At 54.6% G+C, this 11,711-nt stretch carries 8 protein-coding genes and 1 pseudogene; 2 read left to right on the top strand and 7 right to left on the bottom strand.

The features are described 5' to 3' along the window. Positions 1-101: 101 nt before the first annotated feature. The 3 genes from ydcS to ACW9HX_RS28010 all read right to left on the bottom strand — a co-directional run bounded on the left by ydcS (position 102) and on the right by ACW9HX_RS28010 (position 3,837). Complete coding sequence (gene ydcS, locus ACW9HX_RS28020; RefSeq protein WP_457383073.1) at positions 102-1,253, bottom strand: putative ABC transporter substrate-binding protein YdcS; 1,152 nt, start codon at positions 1,251-1,253, stop codon at positions 102-104. An 82-nt stretch (positions 1,254-1,335) separates the two neighbouring features. Continuing rightward, a complete protein-coding gene (locus tag ACW9HX_RS28015) occupies positions 1,336-2,823 on the bottom strand; it encodes a gamma-aminobutyraldehyde dehydrogenase (RefSeq protein ID WP_457383072.1) in 1,488 nt (495 codons plus the stop codon). A 99-nt stretch (positions 2,824-2,922) separates the two neighbouring features. Next, positions 2,923-3,837 (bottom strand): LysR family transcriptional regulator, encoded by a 915-nt coding sequence (locus ACW9HX_RS28010; protein ID WP_007954670.1) that lies wholly within the window; start codon positions 3,835-3,837, stop codon positions 2,923-2,925. A gap of 176 nt (positions 3,838-4,013) precedes the next feature. On the opposite strand from ACW9HX_RS28010, the gene ACW9HX_RS28005 reads away from it, so the two are divergent. Both ACW9HX_RS28005 and ACW9HX_RS28000 read left to right on the top strand, forming a co-directional pair. Further along, a complete protein-coding gene (locus ACW9HX_RS28005; protein ID WP_457383071.1) occupies positions 4,014-4,736 on the top strand; it encodes a tellurite resistance TerB family protein in 723 nt (240 codons plus the stop codon). 81 nt (positions 4,737-4,817) lie between these two features. Then, positions 4,818-5,813: a formylglycine-generating enzyme family protein gene (locus tag ACW9HX_RS28000; protein WP_457383070.1), complete on the top strand. Its 996-nt coding sequence runs from the start codon at positions 4,818-4,820 to the stop codon at positions 5,811-5,813. A 141-nt stretch (positions 5,814-5,954) separates the two neighbouring features. Here ACW9HX_RS28000 and ACW9HX_RS27995 read toward each other — a convergent pair whose 3' ends face one another. From ACW9HX_RS27995 to ACW9HX_RS27980, 4 genes and pseudogenes are all read right to left on the bottom strand, one after another. After that, on the bottom strand, positions 5,955-7,052 hold the full coding sequence (locus ACW9HX_RS27995) for a DUF6708 domain-containing protein (protein ID WP_309295633.1): 1,098 nt from the start codon (positions 7,050-7,052) through the stop codon (positions 5,955-5,957). A gap of 4 nt (positions 7,053-7,056) precedes the next feature. Further along, on the bottom strand, positions 7,057-10,398 hold the full coding sequence (locus ACW9HX_RS27990) for a toxin VasX (protein WP_457383069.1): 3,342 nt from the start codon (positions 10,396-10,398) through the stop codon (positions 7,057-7,059). Continuing rightward, a complete protein-coding gene (locus ACW9HX_RS27985; protein WP_282475091.1) occupies positions 10,395-11,294 on the bottom strand; it encodes a DUF4123 domain-containing protein in 900 nt (299 codons plus the stop codon). The genes ACW9HX_RS27990 and ACW9HX_RS27985 overlap by 4 nt, the downstream gene beginning before the upstream one ends. Further along, positions 11,287-11,711, bottom strand: a pseudogene (locus ACW9HX_RS27980) (type VI secretion system tip protein VgrG); the annotation flags it as partial. The pseudogene ACW9HX_RS27980 and the gene ACW9HX_RS27985, both read right to left, overlap by 8 nt.

Raw genomic sequence — 11,711 nt, 5'->3', positions numbered from 1 at the left:
TTGTTCGGGGGTTCTTTTTTGTCTTTTGTTTGGGTGTGGCTTTCCTTCGTTTTTTCGCGACAAACCCCGCTCCCACAGGGAGAGCGGAGTCACCTCAAAGACTAGCGACCGCCCATAATCGCAATGTAGTCCTGCGTCCAGCGGCTGTACGGCACGAACTTGCCACCTTCAGCCTGCGGGGTTTTCCAGAAAGCGATCTTGTCGAACTGGTCGAACCCGTTGGTCTTGCAGCCTTCAGCGCCGAGCAACTCACTGCCCTGACACGCCGCCGGAACCGCCGGCAACGAGCCAAACCACGCCGCCACGTCACCCTGGACTTTCGGTTGCAGCGACCAGTCCATCCACTTGTAGGCGCAGTTCGGGTGTTTGGCTTCGGCGTGCAGCATGGTGGTGTCGGCCCAACCGGTGGCGCCTTCTTTTGGCACGGTCGAGGCGATCGGTTGCTTGTCGTTGATCAGGCCATTGACCTGATACGGCCAGGCGCTGGACGCGACCACGCCTTCGTTCTTGAAGTCGCTCATCTGCACGGTGGTGTCGTGCCAGTAGCGGTGGATCAGCTTCTGCTGGGCGCGCAACAGTTCCAACACAGCCTTGTACTGATCTTCGGTGAGTTGGTACGGATCCTTGATCCCCAGTTCAGGCTTGGTGGATTTCAGATACAGCGCCGCATCGGCGATGTAGATCGGGCCGTCGTAGGCTTGTACCCGGCCCTTGTTCGACTTGCCGTCAGGCAGATTCTGTTCGGCGAACACCACATTCCAGCTGGTTGGCGCGGTCTTGAACACGTTGGTGTTGTACATCAACACGTTCGGCCCCCACTGGTACGGGGTGCCGTAGGTTTGTTTGTTGACCACATACCACGGCGCGTCTTTCAGGCGTGGATCAAGGGATTTCCAGTTCGGGATCAACGCGGTGTTGATCGGTTGCACACGCTTGCCGACGATCAGCCGCAGCGAGGCATCACCGGACGCGGTCACCAGGTCATAACCGCCCTTGGCCATCAGGCTGACCATTTCGTCGGAGGTGGCGGCGGTTTTCACATTCACCTTGCAGCCGGTTTCCTTCTCGAAACCGGTCACCCAGTCGTAGGCCTTGTCGCTTTCACCACGTTCGATGTAACCGGGCCAGGCGACGATATCCAGTTGGCCTTCGCCGGCGCCGACGGCTTTCAGCGGCTCGGCGGCCTGCAGACTGGCGCTGGCCAGCAGGGCCGTGGTGATTGCACTGAGCAGTGCGGTCTTGTGCACGAACATGGTGAACCCTCTTCTTTAAATTATGGTCGGGGCAGTTGTGAACGCGGTGAAGCATGCCGTGGTCGGCTTGTTATTAGCGTAGTCAGAGATGCTGGCCGTGGCGGGCCATGATGTGCCGCACCACGCTGTAGTCCTGCAGCGAATCGCTGGATAAGTCTTTGCCGTAACCGGAGCGTTTCAGCCCGCCGTGGGGCATTTCGCTGACCAGCATGAAATGGCTGTTGATCCAGGTGCAGCCGTATTGCAGCCGCGCGGCGACCTGCATCGCCTTGTCCAGGTTCTGCGTCCAGACCGACGAAGCGAGGCCGTATTCCGAGTCGTTGGCCCAGTCCACTGCTTGCGCCAGTTCGTCGAAGCGGGTCACGGTCACTACCGGGCCGAACACTTCGCGCTGGACGATTTCATCGCTCTGTTTGCAACCGGCCAGCAGGGTCGGCTGATAGAAGAAACCGGCACCTGAATGCACTGCCGCACCGGTCACCCGTTCGATGTGCGGCTGACCGAGGGCGCGCTCGACGAAGCTGGCCACGCGGTCGCGCTGACGGGTGCTGATCAGCGGCCCGATTTCGTTGTCGGCATCGCGTTTGCCGGCAAAACGCAGGCTGCTGACCGCCGCGCCGAGTTCGGCCACCAATTTGTCGTGAATCCCCGCCTGGGCGTAGATCCGGCAAGCCGCCGTGCAGTCCTGTCCGGCGTTGTAATAGCCATAAGTGCGCACGCCTTCGACCACTGCTTTGAGATCCGCATCGTTGCACACGATCACCGGGGCCTTGCCGCCGAGTTCGAGGTGCGTGCGTTTGAGGGTTTTGGCGGCGGCCTGGAGGATTTTCTGGCCGGTGACGATATCGCCGGTCAGCGACACCATGCGTACTTTCGGATGGCCGACCAAGTGACTGCCGACGCCTTCGCCGCCACCGCAAACAATGTTGATCACCCCACGCGGCAGAATCTCGGCCAGTGCCGGAGCCAGCGCCAGAATCGACAGCGGCGTGTGTTCGGACGGCTTGAACACCAGCGTGTTGCCGGCGGCGAGGGCCGGGGCGATCTTCCACGCGGCCATCATGATCGGGTAGTTCCACGGTGCAATCGAGGCAACGACGCCAATCGGATCGCGGCGCACCATGCTGGTGTAGCCCGGCACGTATTCGCCGCTGAGCTGGCCGGTCTGGCAGCGCACGGCGCCGGCGAAGAATCGGAACACGTCGACGGTGGCGGTCAAATCGTCCTGCCGCGCCAGATGCAGCGGCTTGCCGCAGTTCAGGGCTTCGAGGCGGGCGAGGTGGTCAGCGTGTTTTTCGACGGCGTTGGCGATTTCCAGTAGCAGGTTCGAGCGTTGTTGCGGGGTGGTGCGCGACCACTCGGCAAAGGCGCGGTGGGCGGCGAGGATGGCGGCTTCGACTTGCTCGGTGCTGGCTTCGGCGATGTGGGTCAGGACTTCGCTAGTGGCCGGGTTGAGGATCGGTTCGACAAAACCCTGGCCGGCGACCAGTTCGCCGTCGATCAGCAACGCGGTGTGCATGTGGGTCTGCGCGCCAGCCATTTTCCGGGATCTCTTTTCTTGTGTGGTCATGTTGCTCCCTGTTCCGGGAGCCGACCGTCTTATAGATGCAGCAAGACTAGTGCGCGGCTCCGGGGTCGACAAATTCTAAATACTGAAGGTGGCATTCGATTAAATAGATGGCTTGCGTCCACCGTGAGGCTGTTCGCGGGCCACGGTCAGGAAGGGATCGACCAGCGCGGGGCGGGCGGTACCGCGACGCCAGGCCAGACCGACGTCGAGGGTCTGGTTGAGGTCGGCAATTGGCCGGGCTTCGATGATGTCGCCTTCCAGCGACCAGGGGCGGTAGGTCATGTCCGGCTGGATCGAAACGCCGAGACCCGCTGCCACCAGGCTTCGCACGGCTTCGGTGGACGCGGTTCTGAGGGTGATCTTCGGTTGCAGCCCGGCGCCGCGCCAAAGGCGTTGGGCGTTGCGATCCATCTCGTCGACGTTCAGTTGAATCAACGGCTCCCGGGCGACATCGGCGAGGTTGATACTGTCGTGTTCCAGCAACGGATGCTGGGCCGGCAGCCACAAACGGTGCGGCGAGTGGGTCAGCACTTCAGTCTGCAAGGCGTGGCGGTCTTCAAGGTTGGAGAGGATCAGCACCCCGACATCGATCTCGCCGCTGACCAGCAAATGCTCGATGTACGGCCGCTCGTCCTCCATCACCCGGATCTCGACATTGGGATAGGCGCGCTGGAAACGGGTAAGCAAATCGGCCAGGTAATAACCGGCCACCAGACTGGTCACGCCGACGATCAACTGCCCGGCGACCTGATCGGTGCTTTGTTGCAGGCTGCGTTTGGCGTTGTCCACGGTCGCCAGAATCAGGTGGGCCTGGCGCAGGAACTGGTGGCCCTGATGGGTAAGCGTCATGCCCTTGGCGTGACGATTGAACAGGCTGACGCCGATTTCTTCCTCCAGTTGCTGGATGGCCAGGGTCAGGGTCGATTGGGAAATGAACGCGGTTTGCGCGGCGGCGGAGATCGAGCCGGTCTCGGCCACGGCGATGAAATGGCGGATCTGACGCAAGGTCATCATGAAAGGTTTACCCGGTGGGCGGTTTTTATAGATTGCCTCGAGTGTATATCTATTTTCACGAAGGGCTTCGGTGGACCAGGCAACATCTGGAAGCACACTCGGAGCCAAGTGACGGGCACTTTCGAACTAGGCTGAGGGCCTTATTGATCCGGATAACCCCTGTTTGGAGACGGAACATGAACACCCGTGGATTGCTCGATCAACTCCTCAAGTCCGGCCAGGATCTGCTGCAGAACAAGGCGGGCGGGGCGCAGAACAAACCGGCGGCCGGTGGTTTGGGCGGCTTGCTGGGCGGATCTTCCAGTAATGGCACACTCGGCGGCTTGCTGTCAGGCGCAGGCGGCGGTGCCCTGGCGGCCGGCGCCATGGGCCTGCTGCTGGGCAGCAAAAAGGCCCGCAAGGTGGGCGGTAAAGTCGCCCTCTACGGCGGCCTCGCCGCACTGGGCGTAATCGCCTACAAGGCCTACGGCAACTGGAACGCTCAGAAAGGCACCGCCCCGCAAAGCGAACCGCAAACCCTCGATCGCCTGCCACCGGCGCAAGTCGAACAACACAGCCAGGCCATCCTCAAGGCCCTGGTCGCCGCCGCCAAAGCCGACGGCCACATCGACGACCGCGAACGCCAACTCATCGAAGGCGAATTCACCCGACTCGACAACGATCAGGAACTCAAACACTGGCTCCACGCCGAACTCAACAAACCCCTCGACCCCACCGACGTCGCTCGCGCGGCAAGCACACCGGAGATGGCCGCAGAGATGTACGTGGCGAGCGTGATGCTGGTGGATGAGGAGAACTTCATGGAGAAGGCGTATCTGGATGAGCTGGCGCGGCAGTTGAAGCTGGAGCCGGGGTTGAAGGTGGAGTTGGAGAGGCAGGTGAGGGTGGCTTTGGTGTAAGCGGAGGTATTCAGGTTTTTATGAGACAGGGCAGGGGATGTTAAGGTTTGGCCCTTGACGCACCTTATAAGGATATTGCCCGTGTTACGTCAGTTTGTGCTCGCCCTCCCGGCCATATTTTTTCTGGCCGGTTGCGGGGCCGAGTCCGGCTCATTGCCAATCAGCAAGACCCTGACACCGGAAAAAGTCGCGTCGATTGCGGCGACCATCAAGACCAAGTACCCCAACCTCTCCAGCGATCTGCGTGAAAAGGTCCTCAACACTGTAGTTCAGTCGATTGACAACATGGTGTTTGTCGAGGGTGGCCAATTTGATATGGGCGACTTTGGCTGGGCTTGCGAATACGACGAAACGGATGTTTGCAGCTGGCCTTGCGGGCAGGATCCGGATCAGCTTTGTAATATCAGCAGTAATGGCGATGATGACTTTGTTCACCCGGTCAAGTTGAATTCCTATTATTTTTCAAAGTTTCAAGTCTCGCTGGGTGATTTCGATTTGTTCTTTATTGCGAACGGAAAACCTCTGTTTGATGCTGAGAAGCGCGAGCGTGAGGATTTGAAGTTTCGCTATCAGCGTGATTTGCCTGCATTTACCAAAACTTGGCAGGAGTCCAAGGACTATTGTCACTGGATTGCCAACCTTAGTGGTTATTCTGTGGATTTGCCTACCGAGGCGCAGTGGGAATTTGCTGCTCGTAATCGCGGGCAACATATTCTTTTTCCTACTGATACTGGTAGTTTGAGTTTTGGGGAAAACTATCCTGTGGAAGGAGGGGGTAGAACGTTTTCAATTGCTAAATTTCCACCCAGTCCACTGGGTATCTACAGTCTTGCAGGTAACGCGACTGACTGGGTTAATGATTGGTATGGTGAGGATTACTACCGTCAGTCACCAGTGGTAAACCCTCAAGGACCGGAAAAAGGTACTTATAAGGTTAAGCGAGGCTCCTACTATCCAGAAGGCCCAATGTCCGCCGCCTCTGTAGTTAGACGCTGGCCGGATAAACCAGAACAGGAAGCCTATTACCCTGGTACTGGTTTTCGCTGCGCTATTCAATCAGGGGAGCGTCTGCAATAACTACTTCTTTCAATGATTTTTTGCATTGGTAAAAATGTCTAAGGCGAAACAAGAAAAGGAACAAAAAAGGTGACAGATTTATTTTCCACAAAGTACATCTGTCACCCTGTCATCTTTTACTCTCTTGGCTCCTACGCCTCTTCAATTATGCTGTGCTTCCTGTTCGGTCGATGAGCGCTCTAGATCTATTTTGAAGTAACTCATGAAATCCTGACCACGAGCAAAAGCTTTTTCGATTTTTGCTGACTGTTCTTTCAATGCTGGGCTCGGTTGTGCCCACTGTTCGGGTGGGAGCTCTTCAGACCATCTTTCAACCGACTCGGGGAATCCTTTCATGCTGTAGCGGTAATCCCATTCCGCTATCCAGTACGGAAGACGCCACCACGTAATCAAATGAGTCAAATACCACCATGCCACACCCGGTGCAGAGCGCTCCTTGTGTCGGTATTCCTCTCGCATGTCATCGCGTTCTTTATTGAAACTATGACTACCCTCAAAAGGGGCCTTGCCGGGGCAGAATTGAGTGCCCTTTTCCATGTAGATGCGGATGGCTTCCCATTTTCCTAACCCATGAGTAGGTGTCATTACCTCTTGATTCAGAAAGTGTACCGTATCAGCTTTGGGGTTATCGATGGCCATGCCAAAGGTATAATTTCTCATTACACCTACTCCCGTAACACCCGTACTTATTGAAAGCCAGGCGACAGTATCTTCCCAAGGTTGGATTATCGGTTCATCAGAGCCGTCAGGGAAAAAACATACTTCACGCCGTTGGCGATTAAAGCGAATTGGACGAGCCCTCGATTTTTTGAGGGTACTGCTAATTACTACATAGCTACCAAGGATTGCCACTCCTCCAGCGCACCAGATAGATAGTCGCAGGCCAAACTCAAAAAAATCGCTAAAGTACCACCAGAAACTGCGACCAAAGGGATTATTGATTCCAGCGAGACCTGCAAGCGTTGGAACGATTAATAAACATGATATGAGTACGAGCATTACACTTGCGATCATCACTCTCGCTTGGAATGCCTTGTTCACATTACTGCTGCCTACATCAAGAAACGTATCGTTTACTTCAATGAAGCTTCCTCCCAAATCCATGGGCGTTTGCCCTGTCGGAATTGGTTTCGGTGACAAAAAAATGGCTTCACCTGTAGCGAAGCGCCGGCGTTCTCCCGCAAAAGGCCGGTTTTGTTTGAAATCAAACTCATCGTTTTTCTTAAGGTTCGAATACATGCTTTCAACCTGTAAGGTTTGGAGAACTCAAGGCTTCACTGTTGATTACTAACCATGGAGCATCGGATGCTCGAGTTCGTAGTACTGAAACTGGTGAAAACGGCTTGCCACTTTGGGCGTTAAGCGTAACAGACTCGAAGCGTTTTTCTCGAAATGTTTCGTCGCCTGCCACAGGGTGGTAGCGCAGAGCAATAGCCATGCCATGTTGCGCATTGGTTTCATTCTGAAAAATCTCAATGCCAAGTTTGAGTGGTGCGTCCAGAGCACTCAACAGATTGAGTTGATAGAGCATAGGTTCACTCCACGGCTCCCAGTCATTGCGTTGGTGGTTAGTAAGCCAGTAGGCACTCAATCCCAAGCCCACCTCATCCAGTTCTCGAATAGTCAATCCTGGGAACTGTAATACCACCATAGGTTTGTTGTTAATTTGCTGTAACGCTACTTGCGGCACGGAACTGATATCGGCTAGTAAAAGACGTTCCTCAATCATGCTGCGGTTGGCGTTACTTTTACCCCAAGGGCCTTTTTGTAACCATTTGTCCAGTTCGCTTTTATTATTTCGGTTATATATCCACTCTCCACCAAGCTGTAAGCCAGTCAACGCAAGTCCAATCAGGTTTGCTCGAGCAGCAACGCTAAGCAGCCTTCCTCCAGCCGTTACCCATGCTAAGGAACGCGCCTGATTAGTAGTGGTGACAACATCCATAAGGTGTTTGCCACTGCGGGCAAATGCCCAGCCATTGACGAGCAGTTGTCCCGAGTCGCCAGCCAGAGTCATACTGGCACCGGCAAGCTTGGCTCCATCACCTGAGCGAAGAGCTTCAGTCCATCTTGCCGCAGAGCCTTTTTCGCCGTAAATACCAGTGCCAGCTGCAATAGTGCTAAAAACATATGCAAAGGGGCTTAAAGCACCTGTGATTCGCCCCAGTCTAGCTGCCAGTTTTATTTTTCCAGCAGCACTGGAGTAGTTTTCTATTGCAACAGACAGGCTAGTGATAGCGATGCCTTGGACGGCAGCGAATGTGCCTCCTGCCATAGAAAAGAAGGAATTAAATAAAGCTAATTTGTCTGAAGCGTCCGCTTCTTTTTTGAGAGAGTATTCACTAGAAACTCTAACAAAACTGATTATTTGCATCACTGCCGCTGCCGAAGCGAACAAATCCCCGCCAGCTGACTTAAATACTTCTCGACTTAATCCTTTAAGCGGTTTTTTGAGGCGGTAGTCGTCAACCATTCGTTCGAACTCTAAGACCTGTGCATTGGTCAGGCCTTTAATTTTGAACGCTGCCTTTCCTGGTCCTTCGCCAACTGGGCTCATCGCACGGGCCACTCTGGTTTCTAATGGGCCGACCGTTTGTTGCAACGATTTTCGACGCGCTATTAGGCTCTTGTGAGTGCCTTTGGCCGTTACTCCCTTTCGCTCATTGGCAAGTGTTTGACGAATCTGATTTTTTAATGCGCTCATCTGTCGACGCAGATCAGTCAGCTTTTCCATGTCAGCCTTAAAGGTGTCAATCTGGCTGGCGGAGGCAAACTCTAGTGTAATGCCTCCTTTGCCAAAGGCTCGCAGTACATCTACCCATGCTGAATTGGGGATGTTACGCAACAGTTTGGCTGGATCCACAGGTTGCCCGCTTCGCAGTGCCTTGATGGATTCGTCCATTGCATCTGCTAGGCGAAGTTGCTTAGCCGGCTCATAGGCTGTATTTCGCATTTGATCAAAAGTAATACCGTTTTCACTCAAATGCATGGAGGCAGCGAGATGTTGTGTTAATAGGTTGCCAAATTTTCCGCTGAGCTCCTGAGCACCCTCGTAATCTTTTGCCGCCATTTTAGTATCGCGTACTGACTTGATTGCCGAAGCAATTTTTGCGTCCAAGTCCTTTTGGTCGGTTAAGCTAAGGGTGAAGTAGGTCGGGACTGTGAAGCCCGGTTGTTTATTAATAAGGTCTGCTAGTTTTTCAGTCGCTTTTTCTGTGCGGCAAATATCTTTTATACATGCGTATTCGGTTGCCAGCGAGGCTTCCAACTGTATGCCGATTTTTGGGTCGAAGTACCAGCCTGCACGATGGAATCGTTGCTCACTTATCAAGCCGATTCGATCATTGGTAATTAAATCCAGGCGCTTGTTCCAGCGATTGAGCTGAGCTCTTTGATGTTTCAGGAATGACTCCATGGCGGGTCGATCAATAAGATCGTTGATTCCCTCCTGACCCATTTTGGCGCCATTTAGTGCGTCGTCAGCATTTTCTTCGATGGTTTCGATCAAATCTTCATACTTTGGGTACAAAGGGCCAAGACTGGTGCGCATGCGCATTTTGGAAGCCGATATTGCTCCGCGCTGGCTGCCTGCTCCGGACCATTGAGTCTGATTTTTCGTATTGACATAGTCCACGATCGATTGGCGTTGCTCAGGACTTGTTTCATCGCTGAGTTTGCTGAAACGCGGATCCCCTTGCGCGGCGCTAAGTAGCGTATCGCCCGTTACGGTGTAAAGCGTCTCGATATAGGAACCAAACACATATTTCTTTTGGTTCGTTTCAGCTTCACTCCAGTCACTGAGCCAGCCGCTGACTAAATCCTGATGTTCTGCTAAATCGCGCAGCACTCCCAAGTCATCCTGCACGATCAGATATAAATGGTCGCGCTCATATTCTGATTTGACCTGTTTCTTTACTAAGCCGAGTTGAGTTTTTTTGAAGCATGGCGTCTGCTCCCACGAGTAATCTTTACTTTCTTCAGGCTTCGCACCAGCAATAGCTGGATCTTTGCTCGGTTCCTCAGCAACTTCCGCAATCCATTTTTCAGCTTGGCTTTCGGTTAGTAGATCGGTCGTACCTTTTTCGGGGTCGGCGTTAGTCAGGTCAATCTTCTGCATGAAATATTCACGCTCAGATCTATGCTTAATGACTTGTGCACATTTGGCGGCAGTCCATTGCACTTCTGAGTAGTTCACGTAGAGCTTGCTTAATCGAGGAAAAACTAAAGTGGCTTCGCCCACATTACTTTCGCGTTTGTTGGCTTTGATCTCGCCTTTTTCCCAAAGCAGTTGGGTCACGATACCGTTTTGCACACGGTATTCATGAAGGATCGCTTCAGGCTTTTTTTCAACGATGACATAAAGCCATCCGTCGCGGATCAAACGAATACCCAGCGGGCGCGACTCCAATTTGTACGGCATAGCCAGCGCACTCGATGGATCTAGCCTTTCCACAATTCCGTAACGTAAAGGAATGAGCTGGATCTTGGCTTTCATCAGCGAACAGCCGCCCAAAGCGCATTTGCCATCGTCCCGGCTTTTCGCAGCGTTGTTCGGGTTTTTTGCTGCCGATGTTGGCGTTGTCATCCTTGGCTCCTGTTCAGGGTTGCAGCCCGCTCCTGGGCCATATCAGCGACCCGTTCGAGTCGTTGTGCAGGTGTTTGTTCCGACGGTGTCTTGAGGATGGCGTCGAGGTCTGGGTGTTCTTCCAGTGCTCGTTCACCAAGGAACCCGTGAATATTGGCGTAGAGGGTGATGTCGAGTTCGGTGTTGAAGCCGCGATCATAGGATGTCGAGGCCAGTGCGTGCAGGTGTTCCCAGCGTTGCGGTGGCGTCGATTGGGCCTGATAGCTCGGGAAGTATTCGAGCATGTGTTCGTCGAGACGCATGACCACATTTCGAAAATTCACTTCATCCAGTTGGCTCAGTTGCTCTTCGCTCAGGCGATAGCGTTTGCTGTGGTTCGGCTCGGAGGTGATGCCCTGACGCCGATTGATATGCCAGCAGCCGAGTGCGGCATCCGCAGTGACAACTTGTGTGCAAGGCCCGAAGAGGGTCGGGTCTTTGATGGTTTCGGCGTGGGAGAGCAGTGCGTGAGTCACGGCGGGATCGGCGACGCGTAGCAGGACTTCTTCGCCTTGCGGGTGCATCACGCTGGTGAGCCAGCGAAAGTGCGCGACCAGTTGGTCCCATGGCTGATCACTGAATACCAGGTGACCCCATTCCTGACGCGAGGCGTTCAGGAATTTGGCCAGGATTGGATCGTTCTGGGCTTTTATGCGTACAAGGCAAGGGGAAATATCGCCCAGTTCCGCCCAGCGTGTTCCGAGGTAGAGCGGTTCGAATTCTGGATTATCGGTCCACTGGTACAAGTGCTGGGGAAGCTTTTCGACACTGACACCGTCTAGCAGCAAGCCTACCGTGGCATTCCACGGCAGACCTTGTGGAAGACCGTTTTCCAGCGGCCATTCAGGATTAAGCATTCTGGGCCTCCAATTTGGCCTTCTCACAAACCGCACAAATCGGCTTCTTCTGCATCAACGCCTGCCGCTGCGCCGGCACCAACAACTTCCCGGCTTTATCCGTATCCGCCTGCTTCAACGGCCCCGGCATCAACGGCGCCGCACCCGTGCCGCTCCCCGGTCCACCACCGGAGTTGATGTTGATCGCCGGCCCGCTCATGGTCACGCCGCCGCCATCGATCTTGATGAAGCTGCCACCGCCGACCAGCGTCAGTTCAGCGCCAGCCTCCAGCACCACCTTCATACCGCTGCTCAGGTGAATTTCCTGCCCGGCGTCGATGAATTGTCCGGTACCGATTTTGATGTGCTGGTTCACGCCCACCGTCAGGTGGTCGTTGGCCCGTGCTTCGACTTTGCGGTCTGCGTAAACGGTGTGGT

The sequence above is a fragment of the Pseudomonas sp. SDO52101_S400 genome (assembly GCF_054071635.1).
Note: the sequence above shows the minus strand (reverse complement) of the source record. Positions and strands in the feature narration are given on the sequence as shown.

Bases quoted from the DNA above. Each gene is read 5' to 3' on its own strand.
- ydcS (WP_457383073.1), bottom strand. From the start codon at position 1,253: ATGTTCGTGCACAAGACCGCACTGCTCAGTGCAATCACCACGGCCCTG.
- ACW9HX_RS28015 (WP_457383072.1), bottom strand. From the start codon at position 2,823: ATGACCACACAAGAAAAGAGATCCCGGAAAATGGCTGGCGCGCAGACC.
- ACW9HX_RS28010 (WP_007954670.1), bottom strand. From the start codon at position 3,837: ATGATGACCTTGCGTCAGATCCGCCATTTCATCGCCGTGGCCGAGACC.
- ACW9HX_RS28005 (WP_457383071.1), top strand. From the start codon at position 4,014: ATGAACACCCGTGGATTGCTCGATCAACTCCTCAAGTCCGGCCAGGAT.
- ACW9HX_RS27995 (WP_309295633.1), bottom strand. From the start codon at position 7,052: ATGTATTCGAACCTTAAGAAAAACGATGAGTTTGATTTCAAACAAAAC.
- ACW9HX_RS27990 (WP_457383069.1), bottom strand. From the start codon at position 10,398: ATGACAACGCCAACATCGGCAGCAAAAAACCCGAACAACGCTGCGAAA.
- ACW9HX_RS27985 (WP_282475091.1), bottom strand. From the start codon at position 11,294: ATGCTTAATCCTGAATGGCCGCTGGAAAACGGTCTTCCACAAGGTCTG.